The 17,420-nt window shown below is 74.2% G+C and carries 16 protein-coding genes and 3 tRNA genes; 6 read left to right on the forward strand and 13 right to left on the reverse strand.

From position 1 onward, the window contains the following. Positions 1 to 14: 14 nt before the first annotated feature. The 11 genes from lysS to tilS form a co-directional block, all read right to left on the reverse strand. Positions 15 to 1,538, reverse strand: a complete 1,524-nt coding sequence (gene lysS / locus ACYVHQ_RS05970) for a lysine--tRNA ligase (RefSeq protein ID WP_460511274.1) — start codon at positions 1,536 to 1,538, stop codon at positions 15 to 17. Positions 1,539 to 1,607: 69 nt separating this feature from the next. Further along, a complete protein-coding gene (locus ACYVHQ_RS05975; protein WP_460511275.1) occupies positions 1,608 to 2,366 on the reverse strand; it encodes a Rossmann-like and DUF2520 domain-containing protein in 759 nt (252 codons plus the stop codon). Then, positions 2,363 to 4,216: a PH domain-containing protein gene (locus ACYVHQ_RS05980; RefSeq protein WP_460511276.1), complete on the reverse strand. Its 1,854-nt coding sequence runs from the start codon at positions 4,214 to 4,216 to the stop codon at positions 2,363 to 2,365. The genes ACYVHQ_RS05975 and ACYVHQ_RS05980 overlap by 4 nt, the downstream gene beginning before the upstream one ends. Then, the gene (locus tag ACYVHQ_RS05985; protein WP_460511277.1) at positions 4,213 to 4,692 is read right to left on the reverse strand and encodes a PH domain-containing protein; all 480 of its coding nucleotides are present in this window, start codon (positions 4,690 to 4,692) and stop codon (positions 4,213 to 4,215) included. The genes ACYVHQ_RS05980 and ACYVHQ_RS05985 overlap by 4 nt, the downstream gene beginning before the upstream one ends. A gap of 64 nt (positions 4,693 to 4,756) precedes the next feature. After that, on the reverse strand, positions 4,757 to 5,230 hold the full coding sequence (locus ACYVHQ_RS05990) for a DUF3180 domain-containing protein (RefSeq protein ID WP_460511278.1): 474 nt from the start codon (positions 5,228 to 5,230) through the stop codon (positions 4,757 to 4,759). Beyond that, positions 5,227 to 5,889, reverse strand: a complete 663-nt coding sequence (folK, locus tag ACYVHQ_RS05995; protein ID WP_460511279.1) for a 2-amino-4-hydroxy-6-hydroxymethyldihydropteridine diphosphokinase — start codon at positions 5,887 to 5,889, stop codon at positions 5,227 to 5,229. The genes ACYVHQ_RS05990 and folK overlap by 4 nt, the downstream gene beginning before the upstream one ends. Further along, a complete protein-coding gene (gene folB / locus ACYVHQ_RS06000; protein WP_460511280.1) occupies positions 5,879 to 6,283 on the reverse strand; it encodes a dihydroneopterin aldolase in 405 nt (134 codons plus the stop codon). The genes folK and folB overlap by 11 nt, the downstream gene beginning before the upstream one ends. Then, a complete protein-coding gene (gene folP / locus ACYVHQ_RS06005; RefSeq protein WP_460511864.1) occupies positions 6,280 to 7,101 on the reverse strand; it encodes a dihydropteroate synthase in 822 nt (273 codons plus the stop codon). Before folP ends, folB begins: the two co-directional genes overlap by 4 nt. Positions 7,102 to 7,921: 820 nt before the next feature. Then, positions 7,922 to 9,916, reverse strand: coding sequence for an ATP-dependent zinc metalloprotease FtsH (gene ftsH, locus ACYVHQ_RS06010; protein ID WP_460511281.1), 1,995 nt, complete (start codon positions 9,914 to 9,916; stop codon positions 7,922 to 7,924). A 123-nt stretch (positions 9,917 to 10,039) separates the two neighbouring features. Beyond that, on the reverse strand, positions 10,040 to 10,591 hold the full coding sequence (gene hpt / locus ACYVHQ_RS06015; protein ID WP_460511282.1) for a hypoxanthine phosphoribosyltransferase: 552 nt from the start codon (positions 10,589 to 10,591) through the stop codon (positions 10,040 to 10,042). A gap of 62 nt (positions 10,592 to 10,653) precedes the next feature. Next, a complete protein-coding gene (gene tilS, locus ACYVHQ_RS06020; RefSeq protein ID WP_460511283.1) occupies positions 10,654 to 11,646 on the reverse strand; it encodes a tRNA lysidine(34) synthetase TilS in 993 nt (330 codons plus the stop codon). Positions 11,647 to 11,716: 70 nt separating this feature from the next. On the opposite strand from tilS, the gene ppa reads away from it, so the two are divergent. Then, entirely contained in the window at positions 11,717 to 12,211 is a 495-nt protein-coding gene (gene ppa / locus ACYVHQ_RS06025) for an inorganic diphosphatase (protein WP_460511284.1), read from the forward strand. 199 nt (positions 12,212 to 12,410) lie between these two features. Here the strand turns inward: ppa and ACYVHQ_RS06030 are convergent, their stop codons facing one another. Next, positions 12,411 to 13,682: a peptidoglycan DD-metalloendopeptidase family protein gene (locus tag ACYVHQ_RS06030; RefSeq protein ID WP_460511285.1), complete on the reverse strand. Its 1,272-nt coding sequence runs from the start codon at positions 13,680 to 13,682 to the stop codon at positions 12,411 to 12,413. A gap of 216 nt (positions 13,683 to 13,898) precedes the next feature. Here ACYVHQ_RS06030 and ACYVHQ_RS06035 point away from each other — a divergent pair. The 4 genes from ACYVHQ_RS06035 (at position 13,899) to ACYVHQ_RS06050 (ending at position 15,927) form a co-directional block, all read left to right on the forward strand. Then, positions 13,899 to 13,974 (forward strand) — tRNA-Glu (locus ACYVHQ_RS06035). Between the two features lie 43 nt (positions 13,975 to 14,017). Continuing rightward, positions 14,018 to 14,094 (forward strand) — tRNA-Asp (locus tag ACYVHQ_RS06040). Between the two features lie 41 nt (positions 14,095 to 14,135). Then, a tRNA-Phe gene (locus ACYVHQ_RS06045) sits at positions 14,136 to 14,208 on the forward strand. Between the two features lie 198 nt (positions 14,209 to 14,406). Then, positions 14,407 to 15,927 (forward strand): glycosyltransferase family 39 protein, encoded by a 1,521-nt coding sequence (locus ACYVHQ_RS06050; protein ID WP_460511286.1) that lies wholly within the window; start codon positions 14,407 to 14,409, stop codon positions 15,925 to 15,927. 58 nt (positions 15,928 to 15,985) lie between these two features. Here the strand turns inward: ACYVHQ_RS06050 and ddaH are convergent, their stop codons facing one another. After that, positions 15,986 to 16,846 carry a dimethylargininase gene (gene ddaH / locus ACYVHQ_RS06055; protein ID WP_460511287.1) on the reverse strand — a complete coding sequence of 287 codons (861 nt, stop codon included), beginning with the start codon at positions 16,844 to 16,846 and terminating at the stop codon, positions 15,986 to 15,988. A 102-nt stretch (positions 16,847 to 16,948) separates the two neighbouring features. Between ddaH and ACYVHQ_RS06060 the strand changes: the two genes are divergently transcribed. Continuing rightward, complete coding sequence (locus ACYVHQ_RS06060) at positions 16,949 to 17,386, forward strand: Lrp/AsnC family transcriptional regulator (RefSeq protein ID WP_460511288.1); 438 nt, start codon at positions 16,949 to 16,951, stop codon at positions 17,384 to 17,386. Positions 17,387 to 17,420 lie beyond the last annotated feature (34 nt).

The following is a 17,420-nucleotide window of genomic DNA, read 5'->3' on the forward strand; positions in this document are numbered from 1 at the left end:
CGGAGGAGCGATCGTCACTTGACCAGGGGGAAGAGGATCGTCTCGCGGATGCCCAGGCCGGTGATGGCCATGAGCAGGCGGTCGATGCCCATGCCCATGCCGCCGCTCGGGGGCATGCCGTGCTCGAGGGCGCGGAGGAAGTCCTCGTCGAGCCGCATGGCCTCGACGTCGCCGCGGGCGGCCAGGGCCGCCTGCTCGACGAAGCGCTCGCGCTGGACGACCGGGTCGACGAGCTCGGAGTAGGCGGTGGCGAGCTCGAAGCCGCGCACGTAGAGGTCCCACTTCTCCACCACACCCGGCTTGCTGCGGTGCTGCCTCACCAGGGGGCTGGTGTCGACCGGGAAGTCCGTCACGAACGTGGGACGGTCGAGCGTGCCCTTGACGAAGTGTTCCCAGAGTTCTTCGACCAGCTTGCCGTGCGTCTCGTGCGGCACGACGAGGTCGACCGACGCCGCGAGCCGCTGCAGCTCGTCGACCGACGTGTCGGGCGTGATCTCGACGCCGGCGGCGGCGCTCAGCGACTCGTACATCGGCAGGCGGTCCCAGTCGCCGCCGAGGTCGTACTCGGTGCCGTCGGCCAGGGTGACGACGTGAGTGCCGGCGACGGCGAGCGCAGCGTTCTGGATGAGCTCCTGCGTGAGCCGGGCCATCTGGTCGTAGTCGCCGTAGGCCTGGTAGGCCTCGACCATCGCGAACTCGGGCGAGTGCGTGGAGTCGGCGCCCTCGTTGCGGAAGTTGCGGTTGATCTCGAAGACCCGGTCGATGCCGCCGACGACGGCGCGCTTGAGGTACAGCTCGGGGGCGATGCGGAGGAACAGCTCGGTGTCGAACGCGTTGCTGTGCGTGACGAAGGGGCGGGCCGCGGCGCCGCCGTGCATCGTCTGCAGCATCGGGGTCTCGACCTCGAGGTAGTCGTACGAGTCGAAGGTCGCGCGCAGGCTGGCGACGGCCTTCGCGCGGGCACGGACGGTGCTGCGGGCCTGCTCGCGCACGATGAGGTCGAGGTAGCGGCTGCGGACGCGGCTCTCCTCGCTCAGCTCGGAGTGCAGGTTCGGCAGCGGCAGGATCGCCTTGGCGGCGATCTGCCACTCGGCCACCATGATCGACAGCTCGCCGCGACGCGACGAGATCACCTCTCCGCGCACGAAGACGTGGTCGCCGAGGTCGACGAGGTCCTTCCACGCCGCGAGCGACTCGTCGCCGACCTCGGCGAGCGAGACCATCGCCTGCACGCGCGAGCCGTCACCGGCCTGCAGCGAGGCGAAGCACAGCTTGCCCGTGTTGCGCGAGTGCACGACGCGGCCGGCCAGGCCCACGACCTCACCGGACGACTCGCCCGCCTCGAGGCCCGCGTGGCGCTCGCGCACCGCGGCGATGGAGTCGGTGACGGGCACGCCCACCGGGTAGGCCTCGCCGCCCTCGAGCAGGCGCTCGCGCTTGGCGAGGCGGACGGCCTTCTGCTCGCTCATCTCCTGCTCGGCGACGGCCTGCGCGGCGGCGTCGTCGGCGGCGGGGACGGACTCGACGTGCTCGGTCATGCGAGGGGGCTCCTGAGGTGGCGGCGGGCGCGGGCGCGGCGGGGCGCTCCCGAGAGGAGGGGGACGACGTCAGCGCGACAGGCCGTCGAGGCCGTCGGACCGGTCGTCGAACGAGGTCACGTCGATGGTACCGGGGCCCGTGCCCGCCGCGCTGCCGAGGGCCGCGTCGACGGCGGAGCGCACGAGCGGCGCGAGCACCCGGCCGGCGTCGGGCACCCCGATCTCGCCCAGCATGCCGACGACCTGGTGCACGATCGCGGTCGAGAACTGGGTCGCGGTGGCCACGGCCTCGGCGTAGCGCGGGCGGTCGGCGTCGGCGACGAGCACCGGCTCGGCACCCATCTCGACCACGAGCGCCTGACCGATCGGCTGCACGGGCGTCGCGGCCGTCACCGCGCACCAGGCGTCGCGCAGGCGCACGAGGTCGACGGTCGTGCCGGTGAACGACAGGGCCGGGTGGATCGCCAGCGGGATCGCCCCGGCCCGTTGCGCGGGCGCGAGGACCGCGAGCCCGTGGACCGCCGAGGTGTGCACGACGAGCTGACCCGGCTGCCAGGCCCCCGTCGCCGCGAGCCCCTCGACGAGGTCGGCGAGCTGGTCGTCGGGCACCGCGACGAGCACGAGCTCGGCCCGCTCGACGACCTCGGGCACCGGCAGCACGGGCACGCCCGGCAGCACGGCCTCGGCCCGGTCGCGGCTGCGCTCGGACACGGCCGAGATGCCGACGAGGGCGTGGCCCGCCGCGGCCAGGGCGGCTCCGAGCACGGGCCCGACATGGCCGGCCCCGATGATGCCGACGCCGAGGCGTCCGCTCTGCTGCGGGCTCATCGCCCCTCCTCCCGGCCGGAGGCGCGCTCCAGCCACCGGTGCGTCCGGTCGGCCTGGGCGGCCTCCACGGCGAGCCGGGCGACGTCCTCGAAGAACGTGCGGGCGTCGTCCTCGTCGATCGCCCCGACCTCGGCCGTGATCGGACCCTGGACCGTGTGCACCTGCACGCGTGCGAGGCGCAGGCGGCGGAGCAGCGGCCCCTGCCCGATCGCCACGCTCTGCACCCGCGGCAGCGGCACGATCACGAGCGTGCGCCACACCGCACCCGTGCGCAGGAGGACCGCGCCGGGCGCCGTCCGGAACCCGTTGCGGCGCCACGAGAACCAGCGCAGCACCGCCGCGCGGCGGGGCGACGTGGTGAAGCCGCCCTCGGCGCCCGAGCTGGCCAGGCCGGCGTGCACGAGCGCGAGCGTGCGCTCGGCCTGCTCCTCCGCCTCGCGGTCGCGCCGGGCGGCGACGGCCGCCACGGCCGCGGGGTCGGCGGCGGCGATGTCGTCGCCGGCAGGCGCCCCCGAGACGACGGGGTCGAGGTCGTGACCTCCGACGGTGGGAGCGGTCGCGCCCTCGGCTCCCTCCGCGAGAGGCGCCTCGGGCGGCACGACTTCGGACGCCCCCGCGACCAGTCGCGCCTCCGCCGCGGCGACGCCCACCAGCTCGGGCAACACGAGCTCGAGCACGCGGCGCACGTCGGTCTCGTCGCCGACCGGCAGGATGCTCGTGCCGGCCTGGCCGTCGGCGCCCTTCGTGCTCGAGCGCGAGGCCCTGTTGATGCTGACCTGCCACCAGCCGAACGGACGCCAGAGCAGCGGCTGACTCACCTTGAGGCTGTGGATCCGGCCCGGGGGCAGGGTCTCGTTCGTGGTCGAGAGCAGGCCGTACCCGATGCGGATGCCGTCGCGCGTCGAGGCGAGGCTGAAGCGCAACGACTTCGTGACGCGGGAGACGTAGAAGCCGCTCGAGCCGAGCACAGCCGGCAGCAGGGCGAACGCGATGATCCACTCCCCCGTGACGGCCACGCTCACGGCGACGGCGACGACCGCCGCGACGATGAAGAGCGTCGTGCCGCTGAGCACGACCGAGCCGATCAGGCGCCCGAGGGGCATCGAGACGACCGACTCGGCGGGGGCCTCGTCGGGGTCGAGCTCGGGGGCGACGAACTCGCGGGCGCGCTGCTCGAGCAGCCCGCCGAGCCCGGGTCGTGCGGCCTGCCCGCCGGAGGCCCGCTCGCGGGCGCGGTCCTCGGCGGCCTGCTGCGCGCCTCCTGCCCGGCGCAGCACCTCGCGGCGCAGGTCGTCGGCCGCCGCCGAGCGCAGGTAGGCGAGGTCGACGTTGGCGTCGTCGCCGGCCTGGCTGACCTGCAGCTTCGCGGCGCCGAAGAGCCGCGCGAGGAACGGCCGCTGCACGTTGATGCCCTGGATCCGGTCGAGCGGGGCACGGCGTTCCCGGCGGAACAGCACGCCGCTGCGGACCTCGACCACCTCGGCGGTGACGCGGAACGTGTGCAGGCGCCACGAGACCCAGAACAGCAGCACCATGACCAGGAGCACGCCGACGATCCCGCCGACGACCGCCCACAACCAGCCGCTCTCCACGACCGCGGACACCAGGTCGCCCTCGTCGTCCCCGCGCCGACCGCCGGGCAGGAACGACTCGACGAGCAGCTCGCGCGCGTTGTTGAGCACGATGCCGAGCAGCACGACGAACGCGATGCCGCCCTTGAGCAGCGGGGTGGCCGGGTGCAGGCGGTGCCACTCCCCGTCCGTGAGGGCGGCGGCGAGGCGCGGGCCCTCGGCGGGCGGGCCGGGGGCGTCGGGGCCGGGCTCGGGGGCGTCGGGGGCGGGCTCGGTCACAGTCCCGCCCGGCGCGACTCGGCCAGCTCCACGAGGCGGTCGCGCAGTCGCTCCGCCTCGGCGAGCGGCAGGCCGGGCAGCGCGACCGAGGACGACGCGGCCGCGGTGACCAGCTTCAGGTCGCTGAGCCCGAGGGCGCGCACGATCGGTCCGCGGTCGAGGTCGACGAGCTGCATGCGCCCGTACGGCACCGCGACCGTGCGCGTGAAGAGGATCCCGCGTCGCACGAGCAGGTCGTCGTCGCGCAGCTGGTACCCGATCGACCGCACGCGGCGCGGGGTGAGGGCGCAGGCGACGACGAAACCGAGGCCGACGACCACGGTGACGGCGTACGCCCACCAGGTGCCGAAGAACCAGAGGAACGCCGTGAGGCCGGTGACGACGAGCGCCGTGACGACGCCGCCCGCGAGCTCGGCCCACACGTACCGGGGCGAGACGCGCGACCAGGCCGCGTCGGGGGTGGTGTCTGTCGTCATGCGGGCGGACCTCCGGTCGTCGCGGTGGGCCGACCCGGGTGGTCCGGCCCCGTGCTGGCCCAGCTCAGGCCGCTCGGGCTCCGGGGCCTGCCGTGTCGTCGCCGTCGGGCGGCACGGTGCACATGCGCTCGGCGACGATGCCGCCCACGAGCAGTGCGAGGCCCCCCACGACGGCCACGACCGTCGGCACGAAGGAGCCTATCGCCAGGCCCACGCCGCGCGTCAGCACGAAGGCGAGCACGCCCCCGGCGAGGCCGCCGAAGAGGGCGCCGCTCAGGCTGGAGGCCTTCGCGAGGAGCAGCACGCGGGTCGCGTACCAGGGGTCGACGCGGTCCGAGCCGTCGCCGCGGGCCGCGCGCCGGACGGGCAGCGCGAGGCTCACCACGACGCCGCCGAGGGCGAGCAGCACGAGGCCGAGCGCGATCGGCGGCACGAGGGCCGGGGCCCGCGACGCGACGAGCGCGGAGTCGACGAGGTAGCCGGCGATGAGCGACAGCACGCCGATGCCGACGAGCGTGCTCGGGCGGGTGTGCTTCACGGCGTGCCTCCATCGGTCGTCGCATCGGTCGGATCGGTGGGCGCAGGAGGCCCGGGCTCGGTGGGCGCAGGAGGCCCGGGCTCGGTCAGCGGCCCCTCGCCCGGCAGGCGACGCACCCGGTCCGGCAGCTGCGCCAGCAGGTCGGCGACGGCTCCCCTGCCCGTCAGCCGGGCCTCCGGGTCGACCTCGAGCCACGGCTCGAGCACGAACGACCGCTCGGCGGCACGCGGGTGCGGGAGGACCAGGCGCTCCCCGTCGCCGGCGTCGCCCTCGAGCTCGACGAGGTCGAGGTCGAGCGTGCGATCACCCCAGCGCTCGACGCGGACGCGGCCGTGGCGGTCCTCGACGGCGTGCAGTGCCGCGAGCAGGGCGGCGCCGCTCAGGGTGACCTCGACGAGCGCGACGGCGTTGAGGTACGCGGGCCGGGAGGCGTCGAGCCCGTCGAGCGTCAGCGCCACCGACTCGACCGGGGTCGACGCCGCGACCACCCGCACGCCGTCTAGCTCGTCGAGCTCGCGGACCGCCGCCCGCAACGTCGCGACCCGGTCGCCCAGGTTCGCCCCCAGCGCGACGACGCCGCGACGGGGACGGCCGACCGCGTCGTCGGCGGTCACGTCGTCCGTGGTCACGTCGTCGGCGGTCACGGTGTCAGCCGTCACGGCGCGAGCGCACGATCGTGATCGAGACGTCGGCGAAGGGCACCGTGATCGGCGCCGAGGGCTTGTGCACCGTGATCTCGGTGACGACGGCCGCGGGGTGGGCGAGCACGACGGCCGCGAGCCGTTCGGCGAGCGTCTCGACGAGGTCGACGGGGTCGCGCTCGACGGCCGCGACGAGCTCCTCGGCGAGGACCCCGTAGTGCACGGTCGCGGCCAGGTCGTCCCCATCGGCCGCGGGTCGGGCGTCGAGGTGGACGACGGCGTCGACGACGAACTCCTGGCCGTCGCGACGCTCGTGCTCGAAGACGCCGTGGTGCCCCACGGCCCGCAGGCCCGTGAGCCTCAGCACGTCGAGCGGCAGGCCTCCGGGCCCACGGGTCGCGCCGCCGGTCACGCGTGCCTCGCCCGACGGGAGCCGGAGGGCTGCCGGGCGCCCTCGCGCCACGCGCCGAGGACGTCGAGCGCGGCGCGCGTGCCCGCCACGTCGTGCACGCGCACGCCCCAGGCACCGGCCTGCGCCGCCAGCACGCTGACCACGGCGGTGGCGGGATCGCGATCGGCCACGGGCGCGCCGCCGGGGAGCAGGTCCGCGAGGAACCTCTTGCGCGACGCCCCGACGAGGACGGGCAGGCCGAGGCCCGCGATCTCGTGCAGCCCCGCGAGCACCTGCCAGTTCTGCAAGCCGCCCTTCGAGAAGCCGACGCCCGGGTCGAGCACGAGCGCCTCGCGGGCCACCCCCGCGTCGACCAGCGCCTCGACGCGACGTTCGAGCTCGGCACGGACGTCGGCGACCACGTCGTCGTACCGGGACCTCGACGGCCCCGCCTCGAGGAACCCGCGCCAGTGCATCGCCACGAACGTGCGGCCGCCCTCCGCCGCCACGCGGGGCATGTCGGGGTCGGCCAGGCCGCCCGAGACGTCGTTGACGATGTCGGCACCGGCCTCGAGGGCGGCCGCCGCGGTGGCGGCGTTCATCGTGTCCACGCTCACGCGCACGCCCTCGGCGGCCAGCTCGCGGACGACGGGCAGCACGCGGCGGCGCTCCTCGTCCGCCGGCACGCGGGCGGCGCCCGGACGGGTCGACTCGCCGCCGACGTCGACGATGTCGGCCCCGGCCGCGACGAGCGCCCGGGCGTGCTCGAGGGCCGCGTCGACGCCGGTCCACCGGCCGCCGTCGCTGAACGAGTCCGGCGTGACGTTGAGCACGCCCATCACGAGCGTGCCGCCGACGACGGGCGCGGCGGCCGCTCGACGGCCGGCGCGGCCCGCGGCTCGACGTGCACCGTGCTGCACGGTGAGGGACCTCGTGACGGTGGGCGGCTCACGACGCTCGTCGCCCGAGGTCAGCGGACGCTCGTACCGCCCCGACGCGATGAGGCGACGCCCGCCCGGCGTCGTCGATGCCGGCGCCGGCGCCGACGCAGGAGACGCAGGAGACGCCGCAGCTGCAGCCGGAGACGCCGCCGACGCAGGAGTGGTCCCGGACGCAGCGGACGCCGGAGACGCGACGGAGACGGCGGACGTGGCCGACGCAGCGGCCACGGCGGACGCCGCCAGCGGTGCAGAAGGAGCCGCAGCCGCACCGGCAGCGGGAGCCGACGCGGTCCCGGTCGGGGCGAGCACCGGCGTGGGGGCCACGCGCGGCAGCTGGGCCGGGGGTCGCACGGCCTCCGTCTCGTGGGGCGAGAGCACCAGGCGGCGCCGCCCGGCCTCGGGCGCGGACCCGGGGTGGCGCACCGACGAGGGGGCGTCGAGGACGACCTCCTGGCCCGCGTACCGGTCGCGGCCCCGGGGGCGCTTCGGGACCGGGCGCGGGGCGGACGCGCGGTCGTCGCCCGCGGGGGTCGAGCCTCCTGCACCCGCCGCCGCCGCCTCCGCCGCGCGGGCGGCCCAGCGCGGACGCGAGGGGGGCTGGTCGGTCACGGGACGGTTCCTCCGATCGGGGCCGCGGCAGGCGGCCAGGAGCTCGCTCCAGGGTACAGAACAGGCGACCGCACGAGGTCCGTGCGATCGCCTGATCGGTGCTGGTGGCCTACGCGGGCGCGATGCCCGGCGCGGTGCGCGGGGGCCGCTCGCGCGTGCTGCCCGCGGTCGGCTCGCTGTCCACGCCGCCGTCGACCGCGGCCGGGTCGACCGGCGCCTTCTCGGGCAGCGTGATCGCCGGACGGTCCGAGACGGGACGCGCCGTGCTCGAGAGCCACTGCGGGCGCGGGGGCAGCTTGCGGACGTCCTTGAACATCTCGGCGAGCTCCTCGTGGTCGAGGGTCTCCTTCTCGAGCAGCACGCGGGCCAGCTCGTCGAGCACGTCGCGGTTGTCGTTGATGACCTGCCACGCCTCGTCGTGCGCCTGCTCGAGCAGCACGCGCACCTCGGCGTCGATCGTCTGCGCGATGTTCTCGGAGTAGTCGCGCGAGCCGCCGTCGCGACCCATGAGCGGCTCGCCGGACCCCTGGCCGAGCTTGACCGAGCCGACCTTGTCGCTCATGCCGTACTCGGTCACCATCTTGCGGGCCGTGGCCGTGGCCTTCTCGATGTCGTTCGACGCGCCCGTGGTCGGGTCGTGGAAGACGAGCTCCTCTGCGACGCGACCGCCCATGGCGTAGGTGAGCTGGTCGAGCAGCTCGTTGCGCGTCACCGAGTACTTGTCCTCCAGGGGGAGCACCATCGTGTAGCCGAGGGCACGGCCACGGGGCAGGATCGTGATCTTCGTCACCGGGTCGGTGTGCCGCATGGCCGCCGCCGCCAGGGCGTGGCCGCCCTCGTGGTAGGCGGTGATGAGCTTCTCGTGGTCGTTCATGATCCGGCTGCGACGCTGCGGGCCCGCCATGACGCGGTCCACGGCCTCGTCGAGGGCACGGTTGTCGATGAGCTGAGCGTTCGAGCGCGCCGTGAGCAGCGCGGCCTCGTTGAGCACGTTCGCCAGGTCGGCACCCGTGAAGCCGGGCGTCTTGCGCGCCAGCACGCCGAGGTCGACCGACGCGGCGAGGGGCTTGCCCTTGCCGTGCACCTCGAGGATCTGCTTGCGGCCGTCGAGCCCGGGAGCGTCGACGCCGATCTGCCGGTCGAAGCGGCCCGGGCGCAGCAGCGCCGGGTCGAGCACGTCGGGGCGGTTCGTCGCCGCGATGAGGATCACGTTGGTCTTGACGTCGAAGCCGTCCATCTCGACCAGCAGCTGGTTGAGGGTCTGCTCGCGCTCGTCGTTGCCGCCGCCGATGCCGGCGCCGCGGTGGCGCCCGACCGCGTCGATCTCGTCGACGAAGATGATGGCGGGCGAGTTCTGCTTCGCCTGCTCGAAGAGGTCGCGGACGCGGCTCGCACCGACGCCGACGAACATCTCGACGAAGTCGGAGCCCGAGATCGAGAAGAACGGCACGCCCGCCTCGCCGGCCACGGCCCGCGCGAGCAGGGTCTTGCCGGTGCCGGGAGGGCCGTAGAGCAGCACGCCCTTGGGGATCCGCGCACCGACCGCCTGGAACTTCGCGGGCTCCTTGAGGAACTCCTTGATCTCGTGCAGCTCTTCGATGGCCTCGTCGGCGCCGGCCACGTCGGTGAACATGACCTGCGGCGTCTCCTTCGACGCCAGCTTCGCCTTCGACTTGCCGAACTGCATGACCTTGCTGCCGCCGCCCTGCATCGACGAGAGCAGGAACCAGAAGATGACGCCGATGATGAGGAACGGCAGCAGGATCCCCAGCAGCGAGAGCAGCCAGTTCGACTGCGTGACCTCGTCGTCGTAGCCCTCGGCGAGGTCGGCGTCGTTGATCGCCTGGACGACCTCCTCGCCGCGCGGGGTGGCGTAGTAGAACTGCTCCTGCTTGTCGCCGTCGCGGAGCACGAGGTCGACGCGCTGCTCGTTGCTGTGGATCGTGGCCTCGGACACCTTGCCGTCGGCCAGGGTCTCGAGGCCCTGCTGGGTCGACACCCGGGTCGTGCCGGAGGCGCTGATGAAGCTCCAGCCGATGCCGATGCCGATCACGGCGATCACGATGTAGATGATCGGGCCGCGGAACAAGCGCTTGAGGTTCATGTCAGTACGGGCGGACCCGACCCTTTCTGCGGGAAGAACGTGATCGAGAGGCTACAGCGGGCCGCCCCGGGCTCCGATGTGCGTTCGCCGAGGGCCGAACGAGAGCGAGCTGAGCGACAGGTGTCAGCTATAGACGTGGGGTGCGAGCACCCCGATGCCGCGCAGGTTGCGGTACTTCTCGGCGAAGTCGAGCCCGTAGCCGACGACGAAGTCGTTGGGGATCTCGAAGCCGACGTACGTCACGTCGACGTGCACCTTCGCGGCCTCGGGCTTGCGCAGCAGGGCGAAGATCTCGACCGACGCGGCACCACGGCTCTTGAGGTTCTCGAGCAGCCACGACAACGTCAGGCCCGAGTCGATGATGTCCTCGACGATGAGGACGTGACGGCCGTGGAGGTCGGTGTCGAGGTCCTTGAGGATCCGCACGACGCCCGACGACTTCGTGCCCGAGCCGTACGACGAGACCGCCATCCAGTCCATCGTCGCGTGCAGCTTGAGCTCGCGCGCGAAGTCGGCCATGACCATGACGGCGCCCTTGAGCACGCCGACGAGCAGCGGCTCGCGGTCGGCGTAGTCGACCTCGACCCGGCGGGCCACCTCGGCGATCTTCGCGTCGATCTCGTCCTGCGTGTAGAGGACCGACTGCAGGTCGCCGTCGATGTCGTGCAGCTCCATGGCCGGGTGGCCTCCTCGGGGTGCGGCCCTGTCGTGCGGGTGGGGCACGGCGGGCGGGGTGGTCAGCGTCCGTCGACGGCGGCGAAGTGCAGTCGCCCGGCGGTGCGTACCACTGTAACGCCCGGCAGGTGCACCGCTCCCTGGCCGTGCCAGTCGGTGACGAGCCGTGCCACCTCGAGGGTCTGCGAGCGCGACAGCGAGACCCCGAACTCCCCCTGCACCGCGAGCCTGATGAGCCGCTGCCGCAGGGCCGGCGGGTTGACGGCCAGGCCGCCGACGTCGAGCGAGATGCCCGCCTCGGCGTGGTCGGCGAGCTCCTCCGCGACCTCGTCGGCGAAGAGGTCGAGCGCCTCGTCGTCCTCGCGCAGGGCGTCGGCCGTGCGCGCGAGGGCCTCCGTGACGCCCGGCCCGAGCTCGGCCTCGAGCACGGGCAGCACGCGCGAGCGCACGCGCGCCCGGGCGTACGCGCCGTCGGCGTTGTGCGGGTCCGTCCACGCGTCGAGGCCCGCGTCGGTGCAGGCCGCGTGCGTCGTGGCCCGCCGCACCCCGAGCAGGGGGCGCGCGTACCGTCCCGACCGGGCCGCCATGCCGCGCAGGCTGCCCGCCCCGCTGCCGCGGGCCAGCCCGAGCAGCACCGTCTCGGCCTGGTCGTCGAGCGTGTGCCCCAGCAGCACGCTGCGGGCACCGGAGGCGGTGGCCACCTCGTCGAGCGCGGCGTACCTCGCGGACCGGGCCGCGGCCTCCGGACCGCCCTCGGTGCCGACCTCGACGCGGCGCACCACGACCGGGTCGAGCCCGAGCCCGCGCGCCTGGGCGGCGGCGCGATCGGCGATCTCGGTCGAGCCGACCTGCAGGCCGTGGTCGACGACGACCGCTCCTGCCCGGAGGCCGGCCCGCGGCGCCTCGAAGGCCGTCGCCACCGCGAGCGCGAGGCTGTCGGGCCCGCCGCTGAGCGCCACGAGCACCAGGTCGTCGGGCGCGTGGCCCTCGAGCGCGCCGCGCACCGCGCGCCTCACATCGGCCGTCGCCGGGGTCAGTCGTGGTCGATCGGGCATCTTGTAACGTTAGCGGCGCCGTCGGCCCGACCGGGTCGTTCCGCCCGCCACCAGCACACGAGGAGCACCCATGGCCGCGTACGACGCCGTGATCGAGATCCCCAAGGGAAGCCGCAACAAGTACGAGGTCGACCACGAGACCGGTCGCGTCTACCTCGACCGCGTCCTCTTCACGGGCTTCGTCTACCCGACCGACTACGGCTACTTCGAGGGCACCCTCGGCCTCGACGGCGACCCCGTCGACGTGCTCGTGCTGCTCGACTACCCGCTGTTCCCCGGCGTCGGCGTGAAGGTGCGCCCCGTCGGCGTCTTCAACATGACCGACGACGGCGGCAGCGACGCCAAGGTCATCGCGGTCCCCGCCAAGGACCCGCGCTGGGAGCACATCCAGGACGTGGACGACATCCCGGTGTACACCCGCAAGGAGATCGAGCACTTCTTCGAGCACTACAAGGACCTCGAGCCCGGCAAGTGGGTCAAGACCGAGGGCTGGGGCGACGCCGCCGAGGCCGACCAGATCGTCCGCGACGGCATCGAGAAGCTCGCCGCCGAGGGCGGTCACTGACCTCTCCGCGCGAGGTCACCGACCTCTCTGCGCTCCTTGTCGCGAAAAGGCGACCGACCGCGTCCGACACGCCGACCAGGGCCCCTGCCCTGGCCGGTCCGGGCACCGGGAGGTCGCCTTTTCCGCACCCCGGGTGAGGCGGACGGCAGGAGGCGCGGGCCGGGCAGGAGGCGCCCGACGGCAGGAGGCGCGGGCCGGGCTAGAGCCGGATGCCCCGCGCGCCCATGAACCCGGCCGGGTCGGTGGCGACGCCGTTCACCCGGGTCTCAAAGTGCAGGTGGCACCCGGTGGAGTTGCCGGTGGTGCCGACGTGGCCGATCTGCTGGCCGGCGGCGACGCGCTGGCCGACGCCGACGACGATGCCGTTGTTCGGCTGGTGGCCGTAGGCGGTGGTGACGCCGCCGCCGTGGTCGACGATGACGAAGTTTCCGTAGCCGCCCATCCAGCCCGCGTACGTCACGGTGCCGGCGGTGGCGGCGACGATGGGGGCGTTGCAGCCGGGGGCGAGGTCGATGCCGCCGTGGAGGATGTACCGGTGCGAGACCGGGTTGACGCGCATGCCGAAGTTGCTCGAGACGTTGCCGCCCGACGGGCGGGTCCAGCCCTGCGACGAGATCTCGCCGAGGGGCGTGCCGCTCGTCGCCGCCGAGGCCGCCGCGGCGGCGAGGCGGGCCTCCTCGACGCCCTTGGCGTACTCCTCCTCGGTGTGGTCCTTGTCGGTGCGCAGCGTCTCGAGCTGCGCCCGCAGGCGCGCCTGGTTCTCGGCCTGCTCGTCGACGGCGTCGCTGGCGGCCTCGGCGGCCGCGGTGGCCTCGTCGAGGGCGACCTGGGCGGCGTCGGCGAGGTCGCCCAGCGCCTCCTGCGCCACGGCGGCCTGGTCGGTGAGCGACTGGGCCGTGTTGCGGTCCTGCGTGGCCTGGGCGTAGATGCCGTCGGCCTGCTCGGTGAGCTTGGTCATGGCGCCGAGCTTGTAGAGCAGCTCGCCCGCCTCGCCCGGGTCGGCGATGAGGCTGCCGCTGACGCCGTTGGTGCCGCCCGAGCGCCCGAGCTGCGCGGCGAGCTGGCCCGCGCGCTCCTCGCTGGCGGCGGCGGTCTCGGCGGCGGCGTCGGCCTGGGCCTGCAGCTGCGCGGTGCGGTACTGCTGGTCGTCGTACTCCTGTTGGGCGTCGGCGAGGGCCTCGCCGCGCTGCACCGCCGCCTCCTGCTTGGCGTCGAGGTCGTCCTGGAGGTCCTCGAGCAGGTCCTCGAGCTTGGTGATCTCCGCCTCCTTGGCGGCCTCGTTCGCGCGGGCCGCCTGGACGTCGTCCCACGAGGGGTAGCCGGCGGCCGACGCGGGCTGCGCGGGCAGGCCGACGACGCCCGCGGTGACGAGCAGGGCGAGGGCGGCGGCGACGGCGGTGAGGCGACGACGGGACGCCACGGCACGAGCGGGCAGGAGGCCCGGTGCGGCGGGGCGACGGAGGAGGGTCATCTGGGTCCAGGATCGGTCGACGCCGGGTCCCCCACCGGGCCGAGCGGCGCCGGGCGACGGAGATCTCCGGTCAGGCTCGAACCTAATCGCAGGAGGCGCGGGGCGCGACCAGCGACACGTCGCGACACGCCGACGGAGAGCGCTGCAGGACCCGGATTTGCGCTCGGGCCACATCGTCCGTATGCTCGACTCTCGGTTGCTGTGGCTCCACACCACGGCCCCATCGTTTAGTGGCCTAGGACACCGCCCTTTCACGGCGGCAGCACGGGTTCGAATCCCGTTGGGGTCACCAGACACACGAACACCAGGCACACAAGAACACAGCACCACAGTTTGGCCCTGTAGCGCAGTTGGTTAGCGCGCCGCCCTGTCACGGCGGAGGTCGCCGGTTCAAGTCCGGTCAGGGTCGCCAAGGCGACACGTGCGCCTGATGTCACCTCCGGGTGACGTCATGGCTGGGTAGCTCAGTTGGTAGAGCGTTCGACTGAAAATCGAAAGGTCCGCGGATCGACGCCGCGTCCAGCCACAGGATGAAGCCCCCGCTCCGGCGGGGGCTCTTCCTTTTCCACCGCGCCGTGTCCGCAGCGACCGCGCCTCCTGCCGCCGGGCCCGACCCGCGACTCCTGCCGTTCTCGGCGCGGCCCCTGCGCGCACCCAGGCCCGCACGGCAGTCTGGTGCGGTGAACGCGTCGACCGGGAGTCCCCGCTCGGCCCGGGGGCGCCGGTGAGCATCGGCCACGACCCCGCGGTCGTGCCGCGGCGCGCGCCCTGGCTCGACCCGCTGCTGGTCGGTGCGGTCGCGCTCGTCGTCGGCCTCGCGGGAGCGTGGATCCCGAGCTACTGGAGCGACGAGGCCACCACGCTGCGGGCCGTGCGCCTGCCGCTGCCCGAGCTGCTCGAGTTCGTGGGCCGGCGGGACGGGATCCACAGCGCCTACTACCTGTGGCTGCACGCGTGGACGCAGCTGGTCGGCGACGGCGAGCTCGCCACCCGCCTGCCGAGCGCGGTCGCGGTGGCCCTCGCGGCCGTGGGCGTCTTCGTCGTCGGCCGCATGCTCACGACCCGGCGCACGGCGGTGCTCGCCGCGATCGCGTTCACGGTGCTGCCCCGCGTCACCCTCGAGGCGACCGAGGCCCGCCCCTACGCCCTCACGACGGCCTTCGCCGTCTGGCTCACGATCGCCCTGCTCGTGGCGTCGCGTCGGCACCGGCGACGCTGGTGGGTGCTGTACGGCGCCGGGCTGGCCGCGTCGATCTGGTTCTTCGTGCCCCTGGGGCTGCTCGTGCTCGTGCACGGGGTGTTCCTCGCGCTCGCGCCGGCCCAGCGCCGCCGTCGCGGCGCACGGCACCGGCTGCTGGGCTGGGGCATCTCGACGGTGCTCGCGCTCCTGGCGTCGCTGCCGATGATCGTGCACGTCCTGGGCGAGCGCGCCCGCCTGCTCGTCACCGCCGACCCGTCGACCGGCGACTCGGTGACCTGGTGGACGGTCCTCGTGGAGCCCTGGTTCGCGACCTCCGCGGCCGTGACGGTCGTGGCCGCGGCCCTCCTGATCGTCCTGGGCACGCGCCTCCGGGACCGCGCCCGCACGCCGGGCAGCCTCGTGCTGCTCGGGGCGCTCTGGGTCGTGCTGCCCACGGCGGTGCTGCTGCTGCTCGGCCTGCTGGTCGGGCCGGTCTACGTGCCGCGCCTGCTCACCTTCGTCACGCCGGGCATGGCCCTGCTGCTGGGCGCGGCGCTGTCCACGGGCAGGAGGCGCTGGATCGGCATCGTCCTGACCGTCCTGCTGGTCCTCGCCTCGGCCCCGACGTACGTGCTGCAGCGCACGCCCACGGGCAAGGGCGGCGGCAGCGACCTCGCCAGCGTGGCCGGGTACGTCGAACGGCACGCCCGCCCCGGCGACGCGTTCTACCTGGACGCGCAGGGCACCGTGTCGACGCGGCCGCGGCAGGCCCTCTACGCGTACCCGGACGCCTTCGCGGGCCTCGACGACGTCGCCCTGCTGCGCCTCGGCCCGCAGGACGGCCGCTTCACCGACCGGACGCTCAGCGTCGAGGACGACGCCGAGGCGCAGCTGCTGGCCCGGCGCCTCGCCGACCACGACCGACTGTGGGTCGTGCGGCTCGCCACCGACGAGCTCACGGGCAGCGACCTGGAGCGGCTCCGCGCCGACGGGTACGAGGTCGCCCAGGAGCACGCGACGGGCCGCAGCATCGTCTACCTGCTGGTCCGGCGCGAGCAGGGCTGACCCCGCCCGGGCCGGGCCGGGCGTCGCCCCCGGCCCCGCGCCTCCTGGGACCCGCCGGTCAGCGACGCAGGTCGAGCGTGCAGCACTTCACGCCGCCGCCGCCGCGCAGCAGCTCGCTGAGGTCGACGCCGATCGGCTCGTAGCCGCGCTCGCGCAGCTGTCGCCCGAAGCCCTCCGCCCGGGCGGCGATGACGACGTGCAGGCCGTCGGACCACGAGTTGAGCCCCAGGATCGCGGCGTCCTCGTCGGCCACCAGCACCGCGTCGGGGAACCGCTCGCGCAGCACGGCCCGCGACGGCTCGTCGAAGGCACGCTCGAGGTAGGCGATGTTCACGACGCCGTCGACGGGCTCGCGGTCGAGCACCGAGATCGCGGTGTCGAGGTGGTAGAAGCGCGGGTCGACGAGGGTGAGGCCGACCACCTCGCGGTCGAAGGTCCGGGCGACCTCGTCGTGCGAGGCGGGGTCGGTGCGGAAGCCCGTGCCGGCGAGCACGACGTCGCCCACGACCAGGAAGTCGCCCTCGCCCTCGTTCGTCACCTGCGGCTCGACGACACGGAACCCCGCCGAGCGGAACCAGTCCATGTAGGCCGGCCCCTCGGGCTGGCGCTGCGGGTAGGTGAAGCGCGCGCCGTAGGCGGTGCCGTCGAGCACGAAGCCGCCGTTCGCGGCGTAGACCATGTCGGGCAGCCCGGGGAGCGGGTCGATCAGCTGCACGTCGTGGCCCAGCCCGACGTAGGTGTCGTGCAGCACCTGCCACTGGCGGAGGGCGAGCGCGGTGTCGACGGGCTGCTCGGGGTCCATCCAGGGGTTGATCCGGTAGTCGACGGTGAAGTGGTCCGGCCGGCACAGGAGCACGCTGCGGCGCTCGGCGCGGCGGGCGGGGCCGGAGGCGGTGGTGGGTTCCGTGGCGAGGGTCACGGCCGTCAGTCTCACACGCCGGCGGCGCACGGGGGCGGTCCTCCACGCTCGGAGCGTGCGCCTCCTGCCGATCGACGCAAGGATCGTGCGTACGATCATGGTGTGGACGATCTCGACCTGCGCATCATCGACCTCCTGCGGCAGAACGCCCGCGCCTCGTACGGCGCGCTCGGCAGCACCGTGGGGCTGAGCCCCTCCGCCGTCAAGCGGCGCATCGACCGCCTCGTCGCCGACGGCGTCATCACCGGCTTCACGGTGCAGGTCGACCCCTCCGTCGAGGGCAGGGGCACCGAGGCCTACGTCGAGCTGTTCTGCCGCGGCACCGTCGCGCCCGAGGAGCTGCAGCGCCTGCTCAGCACCGTGCCCGAGGTCGTCGACGCGGGCACCGTCACCGGCAGCGCCGACGCCGTCGTGCGCATGCGCAGCCGCGACATCGCCTCGCTCGAGCGCGCGCTCGAGAAGGTGCGCAACGCCCCCAACGTCGACCACACCCGCAGCGCCATCGTGCTGTCGAAGCTCGTCGACCGCCCCCGGGGCTGACCGTCGGCGCCCGGTGCCGGGCCGCCCCTCGGGC

The organism is Frigoribacterium salinisoli, from assembly GCF_054781095.1.

Excerpts from the sequence above, each read along its gene's own strand:
- lysS (WP_460511274.1), bottom strand. The coding sequence starts at position 1,538 with ATGACCGAGCACGTCGAGTCCGTCCCCGCCGCCGACGACGCCGCCGCG.
- ACYVHQ_RS05975 (WP_460511275.1), bottom strand. The coding sequence starts at position 2,366 with ATGAGCCCGCAGCAGAGCGGACGCCTCGGCGTCGGCATCATCGGGGCC.
- ACYVHQ_RS05985 (WP_460511277.1), bottom strand. The coding sequence starts at position 4,692 with ATGACGACAGACACCACCCCCGACGCGGCCTGGTCGCGCGTCTCGCCC.
- folP (WP_460511864.1), bottom strand. The coding sequence starts at position 7,101 with ATGGGCGTGCTCAACGTCACGCCGGACTCGTTCAGCGACGGCGGCCGG.
- ftsH (WP_460511281.1), bottom strand. The coding sequence starts at position 9,916 with ATGAACCTCAAGCGCTTGTTCCGCGGCCCGATCATCTACATCGTGATC.
- hpt (WP_460511282.1), bottom strand. The coding sequence starts at position 10,591 with ATGGAGCTGCACGACATCGACGGCGACCTGCAGTCGGTCCTCTACACG.
- tilS (WP_460511283.1), bottom strand. The coding sequence starts at position 11,646 with ATGCCCGATCGACCACGACTGACCCCGGCGACGGCCGATGTGAGGCGC.
- ppa (WP_460511284.1), top strand. The coding sequence starts at position 11,717 with ATGGCCGCGTACGACGCCGTGATCGAGATCCCCAAGGGAAGCCGCAAC.
- ACYVHQ_RS06030 (WP_460511285.1), bottom strand. The coding sequence starts at position 13,682 with ATGACCCTCCTCCGTCGCCCCGCCGCACCGGGCCTCCTGCCCGCTCGT.